The sequence below is a fragment of the Neobacillus ginsengisoli genome, from assembly GCF_030813055.1.
On the sequence record NZ_JAUSTW010000001.1, the window covers coordinates 207,921 to 232,724 of the forward strand.

The 24,804-nt window shown below is 38.0% G+C and carries 24 protein-coding genes, 2 tRNA genes and 2 pseudogenes; 26 read left to right on the forward strand and 2 right to left on the reverse strand.

Annotated elements, in window-relative coordinates; genetic code table 11:
• Positions 1–41 precede the first annotated feature (41 nt).
• From J2S10_RS01075 to J2S10_RS01100, 6 genes are all read left to right on the forward strand, one after another.
• Positions 42–359 carry a hypothetical protein gene (locus tag J2S10_RS01075; RefSeq protein ID WP_307403792.1) on the forward strand — a complete coding sequence of 106 codons (318 nt, stop codon included), beginning with the start codon at positions 42–44 and terminating at the stop codon, positions 357–359.
• A 152-nt stretch (positions 360–511) separates the two neighbouring features.
• Entirely contained in the window at positions 512–760 is a 249-nt protein-coding gene (locus J2S10_RS01080) for a hypothetical protein (protein ID WP_307403793.1), read from the forward strand.
• 604 nt (positions 761–1,364) lie between these two features.
• A complete protein-coding gene (locus J2S10_RS01085) occupies positions 1,365–1,568 on the forward strand; it encodes a hypothetical protein (protein ID WP_307403795.1) in 204 nt (67 codons plus the stop codon).
• A 374-nt stretch (positions 1,569–1,942) separates the two neighbouring features.
• A complete protein-coding gene (locus J2S10_RS01090; RefSeq protein ID WP_307403796.1) occupies positions 1,943–3,043 on the forward strand; it encodes a GmrSD restriction endonuclease domain-containing protein in 1,101 nt (366 codons plus the stop codon).
• Positions 3,040–3,552, forward strand: a complete 513-nt coding sequence (locus tag J2S10_RS01095; RefSeq protein ID WP_307403797.1) for a HEPN domain-containing protein — start codon at positions 3,040–3,042, stop codon at positions 3,550–3,552. Before J2S10_RS01090 ends, J2S10_RS01095 begins: the two co-directional genes overlap by 4 nt.
• A gap of 118 nt (positions 3,553–3,670) precedes the next feature.
• Positions 3,671–4,201 carry a hypothetical protein gene (locus J2S10_RS01100; protein ID WP_307403798.1) on the forward strand — a complete coding sequence of 177 codons (531 nt, stop codon included), beginning with the start codon at positions 3,671–3,673 and terminating at the stop codon, positions 4,199–4,201.
• Between the two features lie 344 nt (positions 4,202–4,545).
• Here the strand turns inward: J2S10_RS01100 and J2S10_RS01105 are convergent, their stop codons facing one another.
• Positions 4,546–4,992, reverse strand: a complete 447-nt coding sequence (locus J2S10_RS01105; RefSeq protein ID WP_307403801.1) for a helix-turn-helix domain-containing protein — start codon at positions 4,990–4,992, stop codon at positions 4,546–4,548.
• 181 nt (positions 4,993–5,173) lie between these two features.
• On the opposite strand from J2S10_RS01105, the gene J2S10_RS01110 reads away from it, so the two are divergent.
• From J2S10_RS01110 to yihA, 20 genes and pseudogenes are all read left to right on the forward strand, one after another.
• On the forward strand, positions 5,174–5,323 hold the full coding sequence (locus J2S10_RS01110) for a hypothetical protein (protein ID WP_307403803.1): 150 nt from the start codon (positions 5,174–5,176) through the stop codon (positions 5,321–5,323).
• A gap of 37 nt (positions 5,324–5,360) precedes the next feature.
• Entirely contained in the window at positions 5,361–6,983 is a 1,623-nt protein-coding gene (locus tag J2S10_RS01115; protein WP_307403805.1) for a recombinase family protein, read from the forward strand.
• 26 nt (positions 6,984–7,009) lie between these two features.
• Positions 7,010–7,093, forward strand: a pseudogene (gene gerE / locus J2S10_RS01120) (spore germination transcription factor GerE); the annotation flags it as partial.
• A gap of 181 nt (positions 7,094–7,274) precedes the next feature.
• Complete coding sequence (locus J2S10_RS01125) at positions 7,275–7,724, forward strand: MarR family winged helix-turn-helix transcriptional regulator (RefSeq protein WP_307403807.1); 450 nt, start codon at positions 7,275–7,277, stop codon at positions 7,722–7,724.
• A 15-nt stretch (positions 7,725–7,739) separates the two neighbouring features.
• On the forward strand, positions 7,740–8,534 hold the full coding sequence (gene racE / locus J2S10_RS01130; protein ID WP_307403809.1) for a glutamate racemase: 795 nt from the start codon (positions 7,740–7,742) through the stop codon (positions 8,532–8,534).
• A 147-nt stretch (positions 8,535–8,681) separates the two neighbouring features.
• Entirely contained in the window at positions 8,682–9,728 is a 1,047-nt protein-coding gene (locus J2S10_RS01135) for a GerMN domain-containing protein (RefSeq protein WP_307403810.1), read from the forward strand.
• 140 nt (positions 9,729–9,868) lie between these two features.
• Entirely contained in the window at positions 9,869–10,621 is a 753-nt protein-coding gene (rph, locus tag J2S10_RS01140) for a ribonuclease PH (RefSeq protein ID WP_307405107.1), read from the forward strand.
• A 12-nt stretch (positions 10,622–10,633) separates the two neighbouring features.
• On the forward strand, positions 10,634–11,245 hold the full coding sequence (locus J2S10_RS01145) for an XTP/dITP diphosphatase (RefSeq protein ID WP_307403811.1): 612 nt from the start codon (positions 10,634–10,636) through the stop codon (positions 11,243–11,245).
• Positions 11,242–11,760, forward strand: a complete 519-nt coding sequence (locus J2S10_RS01150) for a metallophosphoesterase (protein ID WP_307403813.1) — start codon at positions 11,242–11,244, stop codon at positions 11,758–11,760. Before J2S10_RS01145 ends, J2S10_RS01150 begins: the two co-directional genes overlap by 4 nt.
• 99 nt (positions 11,761–11,859) lie before the next feature.
• Positions 11,860–11,933: transfer RNA gene (locus J2S10_RS01155), tRNA-Arg, on the forward strand.
• Positions 11,934–12,296: 363 nt separating this feature from the next.
• Positions 12,297–12,488, forward strand: a complete 192-nt coding sequence (locus tag J2S10_RS01160; protein WP_307403815.1) for a hypothetical protein — start codon at positions 12,297–12,299, stop codon at positions 12,486–12,488.
• An 885-nt stretch (positions 12,489–13,373) separates the two neighbouring features.
• Positions 13,374–14,216 (forward strand): polysaccharide deacetylase family protein, encoded by an 843-nt coding sequence (locus J2S10_RS01165; protein ID WP_307403817.1) that lies wholly within the window; start codon positions 13,374–13,376, stop codon positions 14,214–14,216.
• 154 nt (positions 14,217–14,370) lie between these two features.
• A pseudogene (locus tag J2S10_RS27370) lies at positions 14,371–14,442 on the forward strand (excalibur calcium-binding domain-containing protein); the annotation flags it as partial.
• A gap of 366 nt (positions 14,443–14,808) precedes the next feature.
• Positions 14,809–14,882: transfer RNA gene (locus J2S10_RS01170), tRNA-Arg, on the forward strand.
• 180 nt (positions 14,883–15,062) lie between these two features.
• Positions 15,063–16,088: a tetratricopeptide repeat protein gene (locus tag J2S10_RS01175; protein ID WP_307403819.1), complete on the forward strand. Its 1,026-nt coding sequence runs from the start codon at positions 15,063–15,065 to the stop codon at positions 16,086–16,088.
• Positions 16,089–16,253: 165 nt separating this feature from the next.
• Positions 16,254–17,531, forward strand: a complete 1,278-nt coding sequence (gene tig / locus J2S10_RS01180; RefSeq protein WP_307403820.1) for a trigger factor — start codon at positions 16,254–16,256, stop codon at positions 17,529–17,531.
• A 386-nt stretch (positions 17,532–17,917) separates the two neighbouring features.
• Positions 17,918–19,183 (forward strand): ATP-dependent protease ATP-binding subunit ClpX, encoded by a 1,266-nt coding sequence (gene clpX, locus J2S10_RS01185; protein ID WP_307403822.1) that lies wholly within the window; start codon positions 17,918–17,920, stop codon positions 19,181–19,183.
• Between the two features lie 216 nt (positions 19,184–19,399).
• Positions 19,400–21,067: an ATP-dependent protease LonB gene (gene lonB / locus J2S10_RS01190; protein ID WP_307403824.1), complete on the forward strand. Its 1,668-nt coding sequence runs from the start codon at positions 19,400–19,402 to the stop codon at positions 21,065–21,067.
• 198 nt (positions 21,068–21,265) lie between these two features.
• Positions 21,266–23,611: an endopeptidase La gene (lon, locus tag J2S10_RS01195; RefSeq protein ID WP_370876137.1), complete on the forward strand. Its 2,346-nt coding sequence runs from the start codon at positions 21,266–21,268 to the stop codon at positions 23,609–23,611.
• Complete coding sequence (yihA, locus tag J2S10_RS01200) at positions 23,608–24,189, forward strand: ribosome biogenesis GTP-binding protein YihA/YsxC (protein WP_307403827.1); 582 nt, start codon at positions 23,608–23,610, stop codon at positions 24,187–24,189. Before lon ends, yihA begins: the two co-directional genes overlap by 4 nt.
• A gap of 32 nt (positions 24,190–24,221) precedes the next feature.
• Here yihA and J2S10_RS01205 read toward each other — a convergent pair whose 3' ends face one another.
• Entirely contained in the window at positions 24,222–24,710 is a 489-nt protein-coding gene (locus J2S10_RS01205) for a LiaI-LiaF-like domain-containing protein (RefSeq protein ID WP_307403828.1), read from the reverse strand.
• Between the last annotated feature and the right edge of the window lie 94 nt (positions 24,711–24,804).

Genomic DNA, 24,804 nt, shown 5'->3' on the forward strand with positions numbered 1-24,804 from the left:
TGTCGAATATTGCAGGGAATCCAAAAATAAGGAGTGCTTCTATGTCCAATGTCAGCTTTATCATCGACAATGATTTATTGGAAAGCATGCAGTTTGAATCGTTTTTGATTAGCCCTCACTTGCCCAATACAGGCGTCTTTCTCATGTCTGAAAACAGCAGCCCTTTCTCAGAAGCCGTTACCATCAAAATGTATCGATTGGGAAGAACCCATGAAGAGGAAGGATTCCAAATGAAAGATGACATGGGTTCCATTTTATTGTCAAGTTCCGTAGACGCGAAGCTGTTCATCGAAGAATTTCCCCATATGTCAGCCATCGAGCTTTTGCTTTTGCAACAACTGGACACCATGATTCAATAAAATGTATAAATCTTTGAAACTGGTACATCCTACCAATAGGAGGATGATAGTTTATAGCAACAGTAGACCAAATTAAAGAAGGGCTTTTAAGGGAGTTGTTTCGGCTATTAAGTTTTTATTCGGATGTGGAAGTGACGAAGGAAAAGCTTTCGTTGAACACCAGAACCATTGTGTTTTTCCCTTTTTTCAAAGTATCAAGGGCGGAGCAGATGCAGCTGGAGAATCTTCTATTGGGAATAAAAAGCTATGTGATGGATGAATTTAAGGCATTCGTCCCCCTGACGCACCCAACCATGGCTGCCCTTCATGAATTTCCAACTTTGATGGAAATCTTTGATTATTTCTACACTGCTACCATCGATGATTTGCTCGCATCTGAAACTTATGAATACGGGAGTTGATCCCGTATTCTTTTGAATACAAAGAAAATTGTTATGCAAATCATGAATCCCGTATATCGTTATTTTTATTTTACACTTGAAGTTCCAACCTTACCTTAATGTCGTTGCTTTATTTACTATTGGCTTACAGAAATTGCAGGGTTCCCACGAATTACCCCGTTGCTCTTTTACAAAGTCCATCAGTTCTTCAAGGTTATCGGAACAAACCTTTTCATACTTTGTTGTTCTTTTTCCTTCATCACTTTTTCTGCGAAGATACAGGCAATCTGCAATAGGACTTTATTTATTTTCGATTGGTTTTCTGTTCCGTCAAATTAATTCAATACATATCCTTTCTTATTTGCATTGAACCACGCTTCATATATAGCTTCTTTATTGAAAAAACGTTCTACCATTTGGCCTTCTACCCCTTTATTATTAATGTCATATTCAATACAATTAATATTCGAGGACGTATTTTCAAACCCTGCAAAGTAGCCTAGAAAACGGATATAAAATTTGGTAAACATTCATCTTAAATAATAAAAGTTAGAAAAATAAATGTTATAAAATATAATAAAAAAGTTAAATAAAGAAAAATAGAGATTGAAAGGAGAAATTTGGAATGATTTGCAATGAATGCGGTGGCATATTAAATGTTATTCGTGTGGAAGAGTATCCTGAAGGGGTGAAAGACAAAATTAACTATGACCGTTTGTGCGATGTAGAGTGCCTTGACTGTGGGAAAGTGTTTTATTCACTGCCATACGACTTCGGAAAGAAAATTAATGCCGTTAAAGATTTATCACAGATCAAAAAGAGTAGATGACATCTACTCTTTTGCACACAACTCTTCTCTTAAGCTATCTGACACAATTCGAAGGAGATTCACATGAACATTCAGCCTTGTTGGCTCATCTTCAATTTGCTTAATTGCAAATTCTAGTGCTTTAAGAAGAAGCTGGATGTAATCTGCTCGCGTAACAATTCTATGAATATCAAAATCCAATACAATTTCCAATATCTCTTTAACCGTATCTGTGCTTTCGTTTTTGATAAAGGGATTCCTCGCTTTCTACTCTTCATTATTATGTTTTTTCTCAAATTTTATGAAGTCAATTATTTTCCTAACTCCAATAATTTAAAAGTATGTAAAGTAATAATATGCTATAATTTTCCTATAAATAGAGAGGGGAATTTATAGTGAAAATTGAGGAAGAATACAAGATTAAAGAGGACAGCACGGAAAAAGATTTGGAAGAAACACCAATAGAAGATGTTGAGGAGGAAACAGTCCCCGTTAATTATTCAATTAGTAGTTATGGGGCGGATTATCCTATTGACAGTTTAATAAAACGTATTACAAGAGGAGTTATTTTTGTTCCAAATTTTCAACGTGGGTATGTATGGAAACCTGAACATGCTTCAAGGTTCATTGAATCTTTACTTTTAGGTTTACCTGTACCTGGGATATTCTTGGCAAAGGAATCAGAAACAGAAAAGCTTTTAGTAATTGATGGGCAGCAAAGATTGTGGTCCTTACTATATTTTTATGAGGGGCGCTTTCCTGGAGGAAGAAAGTTTGCATTAAAAGGTGTAAATACAGAGTTTGAAGGACATACATATGAATCACTTCCAGAAAGTTTTAGAACTCACTTGGATGATTGTATTATCCATGCAACAGTAATTAAACAGGAAGAACCAAACGATGATAATACAAGTATTTATCACATATTTGAAAGACTTAATACTGGAGGAGTAAGATTACAACCTCAAGAGATTAGGGCTTGTATATATCACGGTCCTTTAAATGAAATACTCCATGAACTAAATAATAACGATTCGTGGAGAAAATTGTTTGGTCCAATAAACAAAAATATGAAAGATCAAGAATTAATTTTACGATTTTTTGCTTTGAATTTTTTAGGTCATGAGTATAAAAATCCATTAAAGGAATTTTTAAATATTTATATGAGTAAAAATAAAAATTTCACATTACATAAACCTGAAATATTATTTTTAACTTTTGAAAGAACTGTTGATGAGATATTAAATTATATTGGTCCTTCTGCGTTCAAGCCAAATCGTGCGCTAAGAACAGCGGTATTCGATGCTGTAATGGTAGGGATTTCCAAGAGGTTAGAGAAGGGCGAAATAAAAAATAAAGAAGAGATAAAATTAAAATATGCTGAGTTATTAGAAGATGAGGAATTTCAAATTGCGACTCGTTCTTATACCACTCAAGAAGCTGCGGTTAAGAAAAGGTTAGACTTAGCTATTAAATTTTTCGGTGAAATTGAATGAGAAATATTGAAATAGTCCGATACAAACAAAAGTTGGATAACTTATTTAAAGTGTATGATCAATTACCTGAAGGAAATGATTTAATAAAGTCCCACTGGTCTAGATATTTATGTATCTTAACTTCAGGGTTTATTGAGCATTCATTACGTCAGATATTAATAAGCTATATAGAAAAAACTTCATCTCGAAAAACATCTAGTTATGCGATAAAAAACATTAGCCAATTTCAGAATGCTAAGATGACTAAAATATATGACATTTTAAAGCTTTTCTGTAATGAATGGGAAGAGCAAATTAAGGAAAAAACTCAGGGGCAACTACAAGAACATGTAGATAGTATTGTAAACAACAGACACAATATTGCACATGGAAAAGATGTTGGAATTTCATATGTTGTAATTAGTAACTACTATAAAAGTGCAGTTTCAGTCATCCAAATAATTGAAGATATTCTATACCCAGAGGAAGCACAAGTAGAAGTCCAAGAAGAATTTGCAAAAGTTAATTAAAATTTTTATGTTGTATAGGAATTGAATCCAATACTTAAATGAGTAACTATAAAAGTTACTCATTTGTCATTTATTTTAAAAATAAAAGTTGAACCTTATTAACGGGGGCAAAAATAAGATGATTAATTGGCAGTTCTATCCTAAATCTCAGCGTATAACAGCTGATTTAGAACAAGTATTAAAAGTATTTTATAAACATTCAGAAACGATTAAATCTCCTGAAAGAATGTTAAGTAGTAATGACGTACTACGAGTGATAAAAGAAGACCTGGAAATACTTCATTATAAAGTGGAAAGTGGAAAAGGTAATATGGTTCGAGTTCCAGTTCTATATGGTAAAAATGGAGCACTAGAAAAATCATTTAACGCGGACGCATTTAATGAAAGTTTAGGGATAGTGATAGAAGTTGAGGCAGGGAGAGCTGTTGACAATAATCAGTTTCTCAAGGATTTATTTCAAGCCTGTATGATGGATGGGGTTTCTTATTTAGTTATTGCTGTTAGAAATTTTTACCGTACTAAGGCAAACAATTCTAAAGGATATAAAGAGGATAAGGATTTTGAAGATATAAATTTGTTTTTTGAAACTTTATATGCAAGTGCAAGATTGGATTTACCCTTGTCTGGAATATTAATAATTGGATACTAATATGTTTAATTTTTTTCCTCTGTTTGTAGAGCAGTGCAAACACATCTCCAAAATAATAATGACAAAGTATTCTAATATCCAGGAAGAACTTGAATAAAACAGAAAAATTTCACACACAAAAAATGCACCTAAAAATAGGTGCGTTTTTTGTGTGTGAAAACTTAAGTGAAAAGCCATATTCCGAGCAAAAAAGGAGGTAATGTTTAAAATATCATTTTCCCAAGAAAAAGCATTTCTTCGTAAAACCAAGCAATTCTTATTTTACAATTGCATAATATGTTCTATACCTATTGTTTATGCATCTGAATTCAAACATGGACAAAAAACAGCAAACAAAATCGTTTTTATCCTCTTTTATCTTTCCTGTCTAAATAGAACTCTGTAAACAATATCACTTCATCCAATAATTCCTTTCCTCCGCGGCTGAATAAAGAAAGCAGTTCACGGTGCGTGTGCGTGACATCCCAAAGTCCATCAATTTCTTCTATATCGAGTGTCTCTATGGCATTGTCAATCTCTTTCCTTAAGACCATCATTTTTCGGAGAGCTTCCTTCTCAAATACCTTGTCTAACCCTTCATTCTCTCCGACTACCTGGTAGCGAATCAGTTCATTTGGATCGATGTCGAGCTCTTTAAAAATGCGGATAATCATATCTTTCGTTGGATTTTCGAATTTCCCACTCTCAAGTAGCGACACATAGGCATTGCTTGCGCCAATCTTCTCCGACAATTTCCTTGCGCTCATTCCCTTTTTCAATCGCTGCTGCTTGATAAAATGCTGCAATTCCATTCCTAAACCACCACCAGCTAAAAAAAAATAAAAAAAAATAAATTTATTTTTCAGTTTTCCTTTGATTTGAGTATATCACAGTGTATCCTACAAAAAACAAAATAAACACTAATCGAAAATTGATTATTTTTACATAGGACAATTAATAGATACATAGAGTAATAGTACGGGGGGAAGGAACATGAAAAAGTTCAAATTCAACTTCAAGCCTTCTGATTCGGGTAAACAAGCAGAGGAAATCATCCAGGAACTCGTCGAGCAAACCATCAAAAAAGTCTTAGCGGAGCAGGAAACAAAGTATTATAATAGATTGAAAGAACATACCTCTTAGGAAGCTAAGAGGTATTTTTTTGTATTGGAGGTTTTCCATGAGTAATATTGCAGCCATTTATGTTCGTGTATCGACGCAAAAAGAAAGTCAAAAGGATTCACCAGAACACCAAAAAATGCTCTGTGAAGAAAAAGCAAAAGATCTGGGTCTGCAAATTCAATATGTATATGAAGACCATTCCTCTGGAACAAGCATCATAGGTCGTCCTGAAATTATCAATATGCTGGCTGATGCCCAAAGAGGGTATTTTTCCACCATAATATTTGCATCACTTTCCCGTTTTGCGAGGGATACCCAGGACGCCCTTGATTTAAAAAAGAAATTTGTCGATGTATTAGGAATTCGCCTGATTTCAATTGAAGACGTGTATGATTCAAAAACAAATAATAATGAAATGATGTTTACAGTTATTAGCGTCATCAACCAAGAACTGTCCAAGCAAATAAGTGTTGCATCAAAGCGTGGTATTCAAAAAAGCGCATTGAGAGGGAATTTTACAGGAAGCACTGCTCCTTTTGGCTATAAAAAGATATTGATTGATGTAGGGGGCGAAAAAAGAAAATCTCTCGAAATTCTTCCCGAACAGTCAAAATGGGTTAAGATGATTTTTGGCTTATATGTTCATCAAAACATGGGAGAAAAAGCGATTGTCAATTACTTAAACAATGAGGAAGTTCCTGCTCCAAGATCAGGTGCTTGGGGATATAAAAAAAAGGGGGTACTTCAGCAAGATGGAGTTTGGGGAACTACAACCATTCAAAGGATTCTCCAAAATGAAGCCTATACAGGAAGAAATGTATTTAATAAGTATGAATCAAAAATCATTTACCCAGATATTCATAATACAAGAAACAAGAAAAAAATATTACGGCAAAGAAATAAAGAAGATTGGATTCGGATGGAAGAGCCATTATGGGAAGCACTCATAGATGATGAAACGTTTCAAAAAGCGCAGGAAATAAGATTGCTTCGTGGAGGAGGAACACGTGGAGGCATCAGAAAATTAACCGTAAATGCCTTTGCTGGAATTGCAAAATGCGCCCACTGCGGCAGCAATTTTGTTTCCATGAAAAGCGGGAAGGTTGGAAAAGAAGGTCAGGAGTACCGATATTTAATCTGTTCCCGTCGAAGAAGGCTTGGGGTCAGCGGATGCGAAAATGAGCTATGGGTTCCGTATGAAAAATTTCGGGATGAACTCCTGACTGAATTGACGCTGTTCCTAAGGGATGCCATTGACGTAGAAGCCATAGCAGAAGAAGTGAAAGTCCCTACCTATAATAAAGAAGATGATGGGAAGCAAAAAATAGAAAAGCTTGAACAGCAAATCAATGAAAACCGCAAATTCATTTTTGAACTGCGAAAACAGTACATGAGAGGGGACATTAAAGACGAAACGCAGTATCTTTATGAAAAAGGGCTTTTTGAAAAAGAAATTGAAGACCTTTTAAAGAAGCAACAAGCGATTACAGTCCGTGAACTTCCAAAACCACCAAGTAATGAAGAGGTAAAAGAGTCAATAAAAAAAGCTTTAGAGGAGCTTCAGCATTTAAACTTTTCAGATGTCAAAACTTTGCAGATGACGTTGCAGCAGCTTATTCATAAAATTGAAATTTTTAAAGATGGATCAGTGGATGTATATACTCCACTTGGAAAATTATAGGGTGAGTTATGCCACCATATCCAACTTCGAATGCCATGCAAAAGCTTGGTGTCAAGGGGCGTTCACAAGCAGTTGTAGAGCTCCTTCGAATGGGAGAGCTAGAACTTTAATCATGACCGGCATCCTTATGGGAGGCCGGTTCATTATTTATCCGGGAAGATTCCGCTTGAAATTTTGGCGAAAAAAGTAGAAAATAAGAGAAAAGCTTTAAGACAATCAACTGTTATTAATATATTTTTTTATGCAAGAAATGGTCTTGAGGGGAAAGCCTATTTTAGGGGTGTTTTATAGATGGAACTCGAAAATATACAAAAAGTGAACGGTGATATTGTCGCTAATATTGAAAAAGATTTACGCTACATATCCGGGATTATTAAGCAAAAGGGTAGAGAAATGCTGAGTAATTATAAAATTACTCCACCGCAATTTGTTGCATTGCAGTGGCTTTTTGAAGATGGAGATATGACCATCGGAGAGCTTTCAAATAAAATGTTTCTAGCCTGCAGCACAACGACCGATCTGGTTGATCGGATGGAGAAAAACATGTTGGTCATCCGGGTAAAAGATCCGAGTGATCGCCGTGTAGTTAGAATTCACTTGCTAGAAGAAGGCGAAAGAATCATTGATGAAGTAATTAAAAAACGCCAAGTGTATTTGGAAGAAGTGCTAAAGAATTTCTCTACTGAGGAAATTCAATTTTTCCAAAGCAATTTGATGAAATTGCATCAAGAAATGCGTTAGAATGAGGCGAGAGGTTTGAAACAACCAATAGGTGTTATTGACTCCGGTGTTGGTGGATTAACTGTAGCAAAAGAGGTCATGAGGCAGCTTCCAAATGAAAAAATAATCTATTTGGGGGATACAGCTAGGTGCCCATACGGCCCAAGATCTCTTAAGGAAGTAAAAAGGTTCACTTGGGAAATGACATCTTTTTTATTAGAAAAAAAGATAAAAATGCTTGTGATTGCGTGCAATACGGCAACTGCCGCCGTGCTTGATGAAATTCGCAGGGAACTGAGAATACCGGTGCTCGGGGTAATCAATCCCGGTGCACGTGCGGCAATCAAGCGGACAAAGAACTACCGGGTTGGGATTATCGGCACAGAAGGAACCGTTAAAAGCGGTGCTTATGAAAAGGCATTAAAATCGTTAAATAGCAGACTTTTTGTAAAAAGCCATGCATGTCCAAAATTTGTTCCTCTTGTTGAGAGTGGAGAATATGATGGACCAATTGCAGAAAGAATTGTCGACGAAGCGTTACAGCCCTTACTTCAACAAAATTTAGATACGCTTATTTTAGGGTGCACCCATTATCCATTGCTTGAACCGTTGATTAAAACTGTAATGGGGGATCAAGTCCATGTCATTAGTTCAGGTGATGAGACTGCAAGAGAAATCAGTGCAATCCTTCAATATAACAGCTTGCTTGATTCGGATGAGGACGAGCCGGACCATGATTTTTACACAACCGGTTCAACCGCTATTTTTTCAAAAATTGCTTCGCAGTGGCTTGGGATACCCATTAATAATGTAAATAAAATCAAATTATAAACAGAGGCCCCATGGGCTTCTGTTTTTTTGTAACAATTTCATTGAAAATATTTTTAAAAGAATTTTTTCATTTCCGTACATAAAAAGGTCTAATTTTCTCTAAGGCTCGTATATATGATAGTACAAACTGTCTTGGGGGGAATAAATATGTCTAAAAATAAAGCTATAACCCTGGTTACGGCTATGTTTGCTTCTTCCGTATTATTATCAGGGTGCGGACTATTTGGCAGTGAAGTACAAAAGAAAATAGATCCGCCAAAAAGTGTCGCAGTCACCGATAAAAATGTTAACAAGGATACTGCTTCTAAAAAGGAAAATGCCCAAGGGCTGGTAAAAACAGAACTATATCTTATTGATAAAAATGGCTATGTGGTTCCACAAACGTTAGCACTGCCAAAAACAGCTTCTCCTGCCAAACAGGCTTTGGAATATCTAGTTACCAATGGCCCCGTTTCTGAAATGCTGCCAAATGGTTTTAGGTCCGTTTTACCTGCGGATACATCCCTTTCTGTGGCCATTAAGGATGGGGTTGCAACCGTTGATTTTTCAAAAGAATTTAAGAATTACCAAGCTGCAGATGAATTGAAGATTCTTCAATCGGTGACCTGGACACTGACTCAATTTAATACTATCAAGCAAGTTAAGCTCCAGATGGCGGGTCATGAATTAACAGCAATGCCTGTAAAAGGGACTCCAATCAGTGAAAATCTATCAAGAGCGAACGGTATCAATATTGATACGGCTGATGTTACGGATATTACCAATACAAAACCTGTCACAGTTTATTATATTGGCGGTGTTGAAGGTTCGTACTACTATGTTCCGGTTACCCGCAGGGTTAGTAATAATGAGAAGGACAATATTGTTGCGGTGGTAAATGAATTAATTCAAGGGCCTAGTGAAAAATCTAACCTTTTATCTGAGTTTATGTCAGATGTAAAACTACTTGGGACACCGAAGTTAGAAAATGGGAAGGTTACCCTGGACTTTAATGAGAATATTTACGGCAGCTTTAAGAAAAATATGATTTCACAGCATTTATTAGATACCCTGGTTTTATCACTGACAGAACAAAATGGAATTAACCAAGTGGCTGTAACAGTAAAAGGTAAAGCAGGATTAGTCAATGAAAACGGAAAAAAATTAACAGCACCTGTTACGCGTCCGGAAAAAGTAAATACGGGTAGTTTTTAAAAAAATATTTTTGTTATACTATATAGTGACCATGAAAGAGGTTGGCTTTAATGCTGCCTCTTCTTTATTTAGTTTAGCTGCCGGCCGAAATGCCGGTTAGAGAAGTGGGGGACTACCTCACAATGAAGGAGGAAGTTTTTGTGCGTGTAGATGGAAGAGAACCATTGCAATTAAGGCCCATACATATTGAAACAAATTATTTGAAGCATCCTGAAGGTTCTGTCCTTATTTCTGTGGGTGATACAAAGGTGATTTGTACAGCAAGTATTGAAGATAGAGTCCCGCCTTTTATGAGAGGGGAAGGAAAAGGCTGGATTACCGCCGAATATTCTATGCTTCCCCGGGCAACGGAATCTAGAAATATAAGAGAGTCTTCAAAAGGAAAAGTTTCAGGCAGAACGATGGAAATACAACGATTAATTGGACGAGCTCTAAGAGCAATTGTCGACCTGGGGGCAATTGGGGAAAGAACAGTTTGGATTGATTGCGATGTCATTCAAGCAGACGGAGGGACCCGAACTGCATCGATTACAGGCGCATTTGTCGCGATGGCTCTTGCATTAAATTCTTTAGCAGAAAAAAAGTCGCTTAAGTTTCCGATCACCGATTATTTAGCAGCCACAAGTGTTGGTATCTTAAAAAATAGCCGGACAGTTCTCGATTTAAACTATGCTGAAGATTCAAAAGCACAAGTGGATATGAATGTTGTCATGACCGGTAATGGTGAATTCGTTGAGCTTCAGGGAACTGGAGAGGAATCTACCTTCTCTTATTCACAGCTTCAAGAGTTATTACATGCAGCCCAAGAGGGGCTAATGGAGCTTTTTGAACAACAAAAATTAGCTCTTGGTGATGAGATTGTCAAAAAAATAGAAGAGAGAAGAAAGAAATAGAGGAGACCCGAAATGAAAGAAGTTATTATTGCGACAAAAAATCCCGGAAAAGCGAAGGAATTTGAGCATATTTTTGCATCAAGGGGAATTACGGTTCGTACCTTGTTGGATTTCCCGGAAATCGCGGATGTCGAAGAAACAGGTACTACGTTTGAAGAGAATGCCATTCTAAAAGCAGAGGCCGTTTCACGTTTATTAAATAAAATGGTAATTGGTGATGATTCCGGACTAATTGTCGATGCTCTTGATGGTCGGCCGGGAATATATTCGGCACGCTATGCAGGAGAGCATAAAAATGATCAGGAAAATACCGATAAAGTGCTTCGAGAATTAGCAGGGGTTTCCGAGGCAGATCGAACAGCTCGCTTTTATTGCGCTTTAGCAGTTGCTTTACCGAATCAAGAAGTAATAACTGTCTCAGGAACCTGTGAAGGTCGAATACTTGAGGAACGAAGGGGTTCCAATGGTTTTGGTTATGACCCTGTTTTTTATGTGCCGGAAAAAGGGTTGGCTATGGCAGAGCTGCCATCCTCAGAAAAAAACAAAATTAGTCATCGGGCAAATGCGTTGAAAAAACTGGACACGGTTCTTGATTCAATTCTTGAAAGAGCTAATCAATCATGAACAAAATTTTAATCGTTAGCGATAGCCATGGATTGACGAAAGAGCTCGAAATTCTACGTGAGAGGTATATTCAGGATGTCGATTTAATGATCCATTGCGGGGATTCACAGTTGATGCCTGATGAGAAACCCATTACCGGTTACTTAACGGTACTGGGAAATTGTGATTTTGGCGGCTATCCAATGGAAACAGTCACAGAAATTGGTGAGCGCAAAATCTTTATTACCCATGGCCATAAGTATTCTGTTAAAACGTCTTTAATGAATTTAAAATATAAAGCCCGGGAATATAAAGCAAATATTGTTTGTTTCGGTCACTCTCATGTCTTAGGTGCTGAAGTAATAGACGGGATTCTCTTTTTAAATCCGGGAAGCATAAGGCTGCCACGGGAGCGATTTGAAAAGACATATATGATTCTGGATTTATTTGAAGATAAGATAAAGCTTTCTGTGTTTGAGTTGAATGGGCGGGAAATCGCTGATTTAGCACGGGAATTTATATTACCAAAAAGATAGAGGATTTACCCCTCTATCTTTCTTGAAAAAATAATGAAAACCTGTTGACTTTTAACTATTAGGATTATATAATAAATCTTGTCTTCAATAACTTGATATGTCCCAGTAGCTCAGCCGGATAGAGCATACGCCTTCTAAGCGTACGGTCGGGAGTTCGAATCTCTCCTGGGACGCTTAATGAAACTACATACCATCGCTATATATAAGTCTTCTAGAACGCCAAATGAAATGGTCAGTGCATCGGTCAATACCGAAAACGACTCGAAATTAGGCGTAAGCTAGGAGGTTATTTTTGTTTTGACGAAAAAGAAAGTTATTCTATCTATTTCAGAAGATTTGAGCGGTTTGTTTTCGGAAAATCCTATGCCAAGTGCAACGGTCAATTTTTAAACGGATTGCTTTCGAGGATGTTATCGGAGTGAGGGTATTAGACTAGATATTCACGACAGATGAACTTAGGAGTGCCCATCCGTATAAATTTGTCTTTCACTTTTCGCATATTTCTGTTAGAATCACTCGCAACAGGAGGTGTTATTATGGCTATTAACATAACAGAATTACTAGGCGATCCATACAATAATCTAATTGAAGCGAAAGTAGATAAAAGTCCGAGCGAAATCGTGATTACGGATAACGGTGGCGAAACGTATTACATTGTTACACCTGAAATATACGAAAACGGTCCAAAACAAAGTGGTTATGAAATCGTAGTGTCTGAAGGAGAGTAATTTTCTCTCTGTTTTTTATATCGAAGACTTTTTTTAGCAATGTTAATATCACTAACCTTCACGTCATGCTCATCGATATATTCCACCACTTTAAGGAATCGTACAATCGCATGATCCTTATCTGATATTTTGACCGAAGTTCTCCTGCTTAAACCAGATTAAATCGTGCTTTTTACTTTAGGAAGATTTTATATTTAAATACGCAGCCATTTAGGTTGCGTCTTTTTTACTTTCGAAAATATTTTGGAACAAACTCGGGAATGGAAAGGTGAGCGGATCACTGCAACAGAGGCGATGAGAAGGGCGGATATGAAGCGGACAACGTTCTATAAGTTGGTAAAGGAATATAAGGAACACTGGGCGAACTAATGACAGTTCGCTTTTTGTTTGTGAAAGTTTCGAGATTAACGGAGGGGGCTACCATATCACGAAATTGACCCCATATGTATACCGATATGTGCTTAGTGATGGATGAACATGGACGAGGAATTAGAAACCCTGACGAGTTATACCCCGCTGGATTACTTAAATCTGTCGGTCCAAATAGTTAAATCCGTTTTTTAAAATTTTTTTTAGATTTGGAAACCTCGGGGTCATTTCAAGTGATCGACCAACCTCGTCTAAATGGCGATCTTTTTTGTAAGTTAGCTTTTACTCCTCAAATGACTAATTATTTTCCTTACTTTTAGAAAGTAGTTGTTAAACATTAATCATAAACTTTCCCCCTAAAAATGTTTTCTTCATAATAGCAATCTTTAATTTAATAGCAGAAGAGTTTCATAAACAGCTAAGTACTTGGTTTCCTGAAAGGATAATAAAAGAATTAATTTGCTTTGGAGAGGAAACACTATACAGGTATTACACTTCCAATGGATAGGTGATTTTATGAATCGACGTAAAATAACATTGATATCCTGTTTTCTCTTGAGCATGGCTGCTCTCTTCGCCTGTACACCCGCACAGAAAAAGGAGAGTGCAAACGATCTAATAGTAGCACAGAAAAAGGAGAGTGCAAACGTTGGGCAAGTAGCACTTAAAAGCTGGAAAGAGATCGATTACAGATTACCAAACGTACCGCATCGCCAGCAGGTGCAAAGCCTTTCTCAGCAGTTTCCAGGTGTGGTTATCTACAAGGGAAATTCCCACCTGAAACGGGTGGCGCTCACATTCGACGATGGGCCGGATAACTACTATACACCAAGGATTCTGGACATTTTGCGTGCAAAAGGAGTCCCAGGAACTTTTTTTATGGTTGGAAAACAAGCCAAAAGTTTTCCAGATATGGTGAGGCGTATTGTGGAGGAAGGCAATGCTATTGGGAATCACTCTTGGGATCACCCGAAACTGTGGACACTTACCAAAGAACAGGTTACGCAAGAGATCGTCTCCACAGAGAACGAGATTCAGCGGATTACGGGTCGTCGATCCAAATTGTTTCGACCGCCTTATGGAAGGGTGAATCCAGCAGAAGTGGTTCTGATCCACAATCTTGGGTATCGCATCATTGACTGGTCCGTTGACACATTAGATTGGAAAGGAACTCCAGCTCCAACCATACTCCAGTCAGTAAACAAGGAGGTTTCACCAGGGGGGATCATTCTCGAACACTGCCTTGCCGGGCGTCCGGGAGAACTGAATGGGACCCTTCAAGCTCTGCCGCAAATCATTGATCATTTACGGGCAAAAGGCTACAAGTTTGTTACTGTACCAACACTAATTGGTCAATGATTCAGGCTATACATAGTCGTGTGACAGCTGAACCAAGACATTTTCTTGACCGATTTAGAGAACGAAATGGATGTAATAAATGCTCAACTAGAAATGTCTGGTTGATATTATAATACGAATGGGTGCGAGAGTTTAAATATTATGGTGATCCCCGAAAGGACATCCTGCCTATCAAGACAAATTGGTTAGGGACAAAGATGGATACGCTTGTGAAAAAACTAGATGAAAAACAAAAAAGCGGTGAGGTGAATTTCTCATCGCTTTTGCTTTTAGAACACAGTTTGGATATTTCTTTCTTAACTCAGTGCAATTAGCGAAAGTTTCTTTCCCAACACTACTTGGAGCCGGAGTAGTTGAAGTATGAGAAGTAGTGGTAGTTGTTCCATTTTCAGTTGTTGTTTTCAAAGTCGAATTTACGTCTGCCTAATTTTGTAGAGTGGGCGTAAATTCGTCCGCTCTTATTATTGCCATGAAATTGCGTAAATTTCACCTCTTTCCTACTATATATATATCGTGCTATAATGAAAATGGTCGAAAGTTCGGCAAATGACCTTTTCAGTGCGAGAATCAAAAAGCGTTCATATAGCGATATGTCCCAGTAGCTCAGCCGGATAGAGCATACGCCTTCTAAGCGTACGGTCGGGAGTTCGAATCTCTCCTGGGACGCTAATTAAAAAGTGCTTACGGGCACTTTTTTTATTTTAACCTCTTATTTCGAATGATTTAAGAGGTTTTTTGTTATGAACTTTTTTAAAATATTTGCCTTCCCCTCACTGCAAGTTTTTTGTCTTTTCTTTTTTTCCGTGCTACACTATTTTCCAATACGAATTTAAGGACGGTTTGTTTATGAAAAAACGGGAAAAACCACAAAGAAAAGATAATGTAATCTTCTTTCCCGGACTCGAAAAAAGATTAGCAGACAAAGGCTTAGAAAGCCTGCAAAAGAAAAATTTTGCAGAAGCTATTACCCTTTTGGAAGAGGCAAGGGAACTTGATGCGGAAAATGGTGACATTCTAATCGGGCTTGTGCTCGCATATTTTGAAGCGGCTTCTTTTCATAAAGCAAAAGTGTTGACTAATGAGATGCTGTTGAAGGGGATTGGTGACTATTTTCAGTTGGTCGACCTGTATTTGACGATTCTCATTCAGCTTCATGAATATCCGGAAATCGTGTCGACAATTGAAGCACTATTAGAAGAAAAAGAAATTCCACCGGAAAAACAGGATCATTTCTTAACCATCCTTCAGTTCAGCCGTCGTATGGCGGAGAATATTCAGCCCGAGTTAACTGAAGATTTACCGGAGGAAAATGATAGTAAAAAGCTAAACCTTTTTTCCTTTCATAATCTAAATCAACAAATGCTGGTAATAGCAAATCTTGCAGAAAAAAATGTCCGGCCGTATATTCCTGAAATCCAAGATTACTTAATCGCGGAAGACGGCCATCCTTTTCTGAAAACGATGCTGCTGACTCTTTTAAAAGAGCAGGAATATGACAAAGAATTAACGGTTAACAAATTTAATCTCCTGCAAAAAGTTATTCCAACTGAACTCCCGGAAATTAATTTACAAACAAGAATGAAAAAAATAGAAGAATTAATAGGAGATAGATTGGAAAATAGCAATCCTGTTCTTTTTGAAAATATTATTGGGATGGTAGAACGGATTTTTTTTATTAGTTATCCTTTTGACCTTCAACCGGAAAGCCCCGATGCATGGGCTGCAGCCTTTCACTTACTGGCACATGATTATCTTGGAATAGAGCCAAAGATAAACTCGATTTCTGGCGAATATCAGGTTTCCAGTGATAAAATTGAGCTGGCAATGGCTAAAATTAGGGAAATTGAAGAAATTTCATATCCTAATATATAGGTATTGCTGTTGAAAGAAAAGAAACCTATGTTATAATGAAGGGGTTGCACCCGCGTAAAAATTAATATTTTACAGCAAAAGAGGATAGTGATCTTGATAGACAAGACATATTCCTACTAATTCGTTAAGAATGAAATGAGAATAGATTGTTGGAGGGAAATAAGTATGACTGCAAAGTGGGAAAAGTTAGAAGGAAACCGCGGAGTTCTTACAATTGAAGTAAGTGCAGATGAAGTAAGCAAAGGCTTAGACGCGGCATTCCAAAAAGTGGTTAAACAAGTTAGCGTTCCGGGTTTCCGTAAAGGAAAAATGCCCCGTGGGATGTTTGAAAAGCGTTTCGGCGTTGAATCACTTTATCAGGATGCATTAGATATTATTCTTCCGGAAGCATACGGAAATGCAATTGACGAAGCAGGTATTGAGCCGGTTGACCGTCCTGACATCGACATCGAGCAAATGGAAAAAGGCAAAGAACTTATTTTCAAAGCAACTGTTACTGTTAAGCCGGAAGTAAAATTAGGCGAGTACAAAGGCTTAGAAGTAGAAGAATTTGATACAAATGTAACAGATGAAGATATCCAAGCTGAATTATCAACTCTTCAAAACCGCCAAGCAGAGCTAGTGGTAAAAGAAGAAGGTACTGCTGAAAACGGTGATACAGTTGTAATCGATTTTGAAGGTTTCGTTGACGGCGAACCATTTGAAGGCGGCAAAGCGGAAAACCACTCATTAGAATTAGGTTCAGGATCTTTCATTCCCGGTTTTGAAGAGCAACTGGTAGGACTAGCTGCCGGAGAATCTAAAGACGTAGAAGTTACATTCCCTGAAGAATACCATGCTGCTGAGCTTGCAGGCAAACCAGCAACTTTCAAGGTTACAGTACACGAAATCAAAGGAAAAGAGCTTCCTGCATTAGATGACGAGTTTGCAAAAGATGTAGATGATGAAGTTGAAACATTAGATGCATTAAAAGAAAAAATCAGAACTCGTTTAACAGATAGCAAAAAGCATGAAGCTGAACACCATGTTCGTGATTCAGTAGTAGAAAAAGCTGCTGAAAATACAGAGGTTGAAATTCCTGAAGTTATGATTGAAAACGAAGTAAACCGCATGTTGCAAGAATTCGAACAACGCTTACAAATGCAAGGTATGAACCTTGAGCTTTACTTCCAATTCTCAGGTCAAGATGAAAAAGCTTTACGCGAGCAAATGAAAGAAGAAGCTCAGAATCGTGTACGTGTGAACTTAACACTAGAAGCGATTGCTAAGGCTGAAAATCTTGAAGTTACTGAAGAAGATGTCAATGCTGAGCTAGAAAACATGGCTGGAATGTACAACATGACTGTTGACAGCATCAAGAAAGCGCTTGGCGGTCTTGAAGGCATTAAAGCGGATCTTAAACTTAAAAAAGCAGTTGACTTTCTTATTGAAAACAAGAAATAATATATAAATAAAACAGGGCACGATTTTTATCGTGCCTTATTTTATACAATTTTTGAATTACATATTATAATGAGGAAAGGGAAACCTTTTTAACAATGGACAGGAAGGAAAATGACAATTACATAGCGAATTCATTAATTCCCGGCAATTTAAAGATTTATTTTTAAAAATTATGGTTAAGCTTAATGAGTACATAAGTTTTCTTTTGAAGTGCGGTTTCAAATAAAAAAATAAGACATAATAGGGTAAAGCTTTTTATTTCCAGTCCATTGGCTTTATGTGTTACAATGCAGTACATACACAAAAAATGTTTTGAAGAAGACTCGGATTTATTTGTAATTCCAGAGCTTTAATAAGGTATTAACAAGGTCCAAGGGGTGAAAAGATTGTTTAAATTTAATGATGAAAAAGGACAATTGAAGTGTTCCTTCTGTGGTAAAACACAGGATCAAGTCCGTAAATTAGTTGCCGGGCCGGGAGTTTATATATGTGACGAGTGTATCGAGCTTTGCACAGAAATCGTTGAGGAAGAACTTGGAACAGAAGAAGAAGTGGAATTTAAAGACGTTCCAAAACCAAAGGAAATCTGTGAAATTCTTGATGAATACGTTATCGGTCAGGATCAGGCAAAAAAATCGCTGTCAGTTGCGGTTTATAATCACTACAAGCGTATCAATTCCAACAGTAAAATTGACGACGTTGAACTCTCCAAGAGTAATATTTGTATGATTGGACCGACAGGAAGCGGTAAAACGCTTTTAGCGCAAACATTGGCTCGTATATTGAATGTACCATTTGCGATTGCCGATGCTACTTCTCTTACCGAGGCAGGGTATGTAGGGGAAGATGTTGAAAACATTTTATTAAAATTAATTCAAGCTGCTGATTATGATGTTGAAAAAGCAGAAAAAGGTATCATTTATATTGATGAAATTGATAAAATTGCCCGTAAATCTGAAAATCCTTCGATTACAAGAGATGTATCAGGTGAAGGCGTTCAGCAGGCATTATTGAAAATTCTTGAAGGTACGGTTGCAAGTGTTCCTCCTCAAGGCGGAAGAAAGCATCCGCATCAAGAATTCATTCAAATTGATACAACCAATATTTTATTTATTTGCGGCGGAGCCTTTGACGGAATCGAACCAATTATTAAGCGCCGCTTAGGTCAAAAAGTTATTGGTTTCGGATCTGATTTGAAGACGCAAGAAATTGGACAAAAAGAACTTCTTTCGAAAGTGTTGCCTGAAGACTTACTCCGCTTTGGATTAATTCCTGAATTTATCGGTCGCCTTCCGGTTATTGCAAGTCTTGAACAGCTTGATGAAGATGCATTGATTGAAATTTTAACGAAGCCAAAGAATGCTTTAGTTAAACAATATCAAAAAATGCTTGAAATCGATGATGTGGACTTGGAATTTGAAGAAGGCGCACTAAAAGAAATTGCCAAAAAGGCAATAGAACGTAAAACGGGTGCCCGCGGTTTACGTTCTATCATAGAAGGAATCATGCTTGACGTCATGTTTGACCTTCCATCGCGTGATGATATCACAAAGTGTATTATTACAAAGGAAACGGTTGTGGATAACAGCATTCCGAAATTAGTTTTAGAAGATGGAACGGTTGTTGATGAAGAGAGAAAAACATCTGCATAATATTAAGGACCCGGCTTTTAGCCGGTCTTTTTTGATTAAAATTAAAGTGAAAATTTTTGAACTTAGATAACAATCTAGTTTAAGCGCCCAGCGACTAGTTTACTTCGCTAAACGGGCGCTTTCGCTTTTCTAATTTTTCTGGTTTATTCCAACCCTCTGCAGGAAATACTTATTAATATCTATAAGAGTTTTGAGTTTCAGGAGGAGGGCATTTATATGAGTTGGACGGGGATTGCCTTATTTATACAGCTTTTTTTCGGAATTATTATTGGGCTGTATTTTTGGAATTTGCTGAGGAATCAGCGGACACAAAAAGTCTCTATTGATCGGGAATCCCGAAAAGAAATGGAACAGTTGCGAAAAATGAGATCCATTTCATTAACAGAACCATTGGCTGAAAAAGTACGTCCTACAAGCTTTCAAGATATTGTTGGCCAGGAGGATGGAATTAAATCGTTAAAAGCAGCTTTATGCGGACCGAACCCGCAGCATGTGATTATTTATGGACCGCCTGGAGTAGGAAAAACAGCAGCTGCCCGATTAGTACTCGAGGAAGCGAAAAAGAATCAAAAATCACCATTTAAACCTGCATCCGTTTTTATTGAATTGGATGCGACAACCGCAAGATTTGATGAACGGGGTATTGCCGATCCGTTAATCGGTTCTGTTCACGACCCAATCTATCAAGGGGCGGGTGCAATGGGACAAGCGGGAATTCCACAGCCGAAGCAAGGGGCTGTAACAAATGCCCATGGCGGTGTGCTATTTATTGATGAAATCGGGGAATTGCACCCGATCCAAATGAATAAGCTTTTAAAGGTTTTGGAGGATCGGAAGGTGTTTTTAGAAAGTGCTTATTATCATGAAGAAAACACCCAAATCCCAACGCATATTCATGATATTTTTAAAAATGGTCTTCCAGCCGATTTTCGCTTAATCGGAGCAACAACAAGAACGCCAAATGAAATTCCACCGGCCATTCGTTCACGCTGTATGGAAGTTTTCTTTAGGGATCTAAATCAGGAGGAAGTCCTTATCGTCGCCAAAAAAGCTGCTGACAAAGTGGGCCTAGCTATTAGTGAAACAGGCGTAGAAACACTTTCCAATTATGCCAGAAATGGGCGGGAAGCAGTAAATATGGTACAAATTGCCGCTGGACTGGCCATAACAGATGACCGTAATTTTATAAAGGATGAAGAAATTGAATGGGTTATCCATTCCAGCCAAATGACGCCAAGGATGGAAAGAAAGATCAACGATATTTCACATATTGGTCTTGTGAATGGCCTGGCAGTCTATGGACCAAATTCCGGTGCTCTTCTTGAAATAGAAGTAACCGTCATACCTGCAAAAGAAAAAGGCTCAATCAATATAACCGGAATTGTTGATGAAGAAAGTATTGGCGGGCAAGGAAAATCAATTCGCCGCAAAAGTATGGCCCGCGGGTCGATTGAAAATGTTATTACAGTACTAAGATCAATGGGTGTTCCAGCGGATGATTTTGATATTCATGTCAACTTTCCGGGAGGGGTACCGATTGATGGACCGTCAGCGGGAATCGCGATGGCGACAGGAATTTATTCCGCTATTTATAAAATCCCGATTGATAATAAAGTAGCGATGACAGGTGAAATTAGCATTCATGGGAATGTTAAACCAATCGGCGGCGTATATCCAAAGGTAAAGGCAGCGAAAAAAGCCGGGGCAAAGACTGTTATTATTCCTGAAGAAAATATGCAGTCTATCTTAAACGAAATTGACGGAATCAATATTGTTCCGGTCAACCATTTACACGAAGTTTTCGAAATTGCTCTCGTAAATGATTTAATAAAAAATAATGCAATTCCGGCTTCCATCGAACTTTCAAAAAAAGAAACGATATAAATAAAAACTTCGGTTTGTGAATGTTTTCGGCAAACCGGAGTTTTTTCTTGTTGAAATCTATTTTAAACTTAGGAAGATTTCCTTATGTTTGGGAAAAATAAATCATATAAAAGAAGTGATTCTTTATAATTAGACACTTTTTTGCAAATGAGATAGAATTGTACAAAGACTATTCCTAGCAGGAAAAATGAATTTTGCATGTGGAGGTGCAGTAATTTGGCGAAAAATAACGAATTGATCGTCCCCCTCCTGCCGCTTCGAGGGTTACTTGTATATCCGACGATGGTCCTTCATTTAGATGTTGGCCGTGAAAGATCGGTACAGGCTCTGGAAAAAGCGATGGTAGATGACCACTTAATTTTTTTAACAACACAAAAGGATGTTTCTATAGATGAACCTTCCGAGGAAGACCTTTATAAGCTTGGAACCTTAACGAAGGTTAAACAAATGCTAAAACTGCCTAACGGGACAATCAGAGTTTTGGTTGAAGGATTAAACAGAGCGGAAATCGTAACATTTCATGATGATGACGATTATTACGCAGTTACTATTAAAACGTACGAGGATCCGGACACAAAAGATGTAGAAGACCAAGCCTTGATGAGAACAATGCTTGAATATTTCGAGCAATACATAAAATTATCCAAAAAAATCTCGGCAGAAACCTTTGCATCCGTTACAGATATTGAGGAGCCGGGGAGAATGGCCGATATCATCTCCTCACATTTGCCAATTAAGCTGAAGGACAAACAGGAAATCCTGGAAACCATCGATGTTAAAGAGCGGGTAAACCGGGTTATTGATACGATTCATAATGAAAAAGAAGTATTAAATCTTGAAAAGAAAATTGGCCAGCGTGTTAAGCGGTCCATGGAAAGAACGCAAAAAGAGTATTATTTGCGGGAACAGATGAAGGCTATTCAAAAGGAATTGGGCGATAAAGAAGGTAAAACAGGGGAAATAGCCGAACTTACTGAAAAAATTGAGCAGGCAGGAATGCCTGACCAAGTTCGCCTTACCGCATTAAAGGAGCTTGACCGCTATGAAAAGGTTCCTTCCAGCTCCGCAGAAAGTGCAGTAATCCGAAACTATATTGAATGGTTAATCACCATACCTTGGTCGAAAAAGACGGAGGATGATATTGATATCCTTCGTGCCGAGCGAATTTTGGATCAAGATCATTATGGACTTGAAAAAGTAAAGGAACGTGTATTGGAATTTTTAGCTGTTCAAAAACTTACCAACTCTCTTAAAGGACCTATTCTCTGTCTTGCCGGACCACCGGGAGTCGGGAAAACAAGCCTAGCCCGGTCGATTGCAACATCGCTCAATCGTAATTTTGTTCGTGTGTCGCTTGGCGGTGTTCGTGATGAATCTGAAATTCGCGGTCACCGGAGAACGTATGTTGGAGCGATGCCCGGGCGGATCATTCAGGGAATGAAAAAAGCGGGAACGGTAAATCCTGTATTTTTATTAGATGAAATTGATAAAATGTCAAGCGATTTCAGAGGAGATCCTTCCGCGGCAATGCTGGAAGTATTAGACCCCGAACAAAATCATAATTTTAGTGACCATTATATTGAAGAGCCGTACAATTTATCAAAAGTTATGTTCATTGCAACGGCTAATAACCTGTCAACCATTCCGGGACCTCTGTTAGATAGAATGGAAATTATAACCATCGCAGGTTATACAGAGTTGGAAAAAGTTCATATTACCAGAGACCATTTGCTTCCAAAACAAATTAAAGAAAATGGGCTGACAAAAGGAATTCTCCAGGTTCGAGAAGATGCGATTCTGAAAGTTGTCCGCTATTACACCCGTGAAGCAGGGGTCCGAAGTTTAGAGCGGCAGATGGCGACGCTTTGCCGTAAAACGGCTAAGATTGTTGTTTCCGGAGAAAAGAAGCGGGTTGTCATCACAGAAAAGAACGTTGAGGAATTTTTAGGAAAGCCAAAATTCCGCTATGGTCAGGCTGAAACCGAGAACCAAATTGGAGTAGCGACAGGTTTAGCATATACCACTGTCGGAGGGGACACGTTGCAAATCGAAGTCTCGTTATCAGCCGGCAAAGGTAAGCTTGTGTTAACAGGGAAGCTTGGAGATGTAATGAAGGAATCAGCTCAAGCCGCATTCAGTTATGTCCGTTCCAAAGCAGCGGAGCTCGGCATTGATGAGAACTTCCATGAAAAATATGATATTCATATTCATGTTCCAGAAGGTGCAGTGCCAAAGGATGGGCCTTCAGCCGGTATTACGATTGCGACTGCGCTTGTATCGGCACTATCCGGAAAACCTATTCGCCGTGAAGTTGGAATGACAGGTGAAATCACGTTACGTGGCCGTGTTCTTCCTATTGGCGGATTAAAGGAAAAAACACTCAGTGCTCACCGAGCAGGATTAACAAAAGTGATTCTTCCAAAGGATAATGAAATGGATATTGATGATATACCCGATAGCGTAAGAAATGAAATGGAGTTTGTACTTGTATCCCATGTGGATGAAGTATTAAAACATGCCCTTTTAGAAGGTGGCGTGAAATGAAGGTAACAAGTTCAGAAATTGTCATAAGTGCAGTAAAGCCGGAACAGTACCCGGAAACGGATCTTCCAGAATTTGCATTAGCCGGCCGCTCGAATGTGGGCAAATCCTCTTTTATCAATAAAATGCTCAATCGAAAGGGGTTAGCCCGTATATCATCAAAACCCGGGAAAACACAAACGCTTAATTTTTATGTTATTAATGAAGTACTTCATTTTGTTGATGTACCCGGGTATGGATATGCGAAGGTGTCAAAAAGTGAGCGCGCAGCTTGGGGGAAAATGATTGAGACGTATTTAACAACGCGTGAGCAATTAAGGGCCGTTGTGCAAATTGTTGATTTACGTCATCCGCCATCAGAGGACGATGTCATGATGTATGATTTTCTTAAGCATTACGAAATCCCGTGTATCATTGTCGCGACTAAAGCAGATAAAATCCCTAAAGGGAAATGGCAGAAGCATTTGAAGATTACCCGTGAAAAACTTAATTTCGATCAAAATGATCATATGATCTTGTTCTCATCAGAGACCGGTTTAGGAAAGGATCAAGCATGGTCCATTCTTGAAAGCTATATGTAAAAAAATAAACGCCGCGGCTTAGCCTCGAGCGTTTATTTTTTCTTTTTTAACAAAAAATAAATACCAATAATAATAATGAGAGCGGGCCAAAATTTCAATACCTGTGACATACCGTTTTGAACAATGCCAAGATATCCTGCAATTTTATCATAAAATAACAGCAATAAAGCCCAGACTAAAAAGAGGAACGCTTGAAATAAGCCTGTTCCGGTTTTTTGGAAACGCAGGAAAAAACCAAGAGATAGGATTAATATAAAGGGTCCAATACTATTATCAGGCCAAAATGTTAAACGGCCGGCAATATGGAAATGAAGACCAAACCCAAGTAAAATGACACCGGGCAGGATGGATTCGTAATCCTTTGCCGCATAGCCTTGAGCTAAGAAAGCAATTCCCACAATAATGATTAAGGTCGGCCAAGTATAAAAATTCTGAAATAAGGTTATGCCTGATTGCTGCAAAAAAAAGTAAGCCCCAAAGCCAATTAGAATTATACCGGGAAACATCCGCTGATTTTTCATCTATTTCACCACTTCCAGTAAGGTTCACTTGAATCTATTCTCTTTTTTTGATACTGTACATAAGGAAGCATTTGTCGATAATTATAACAAATAT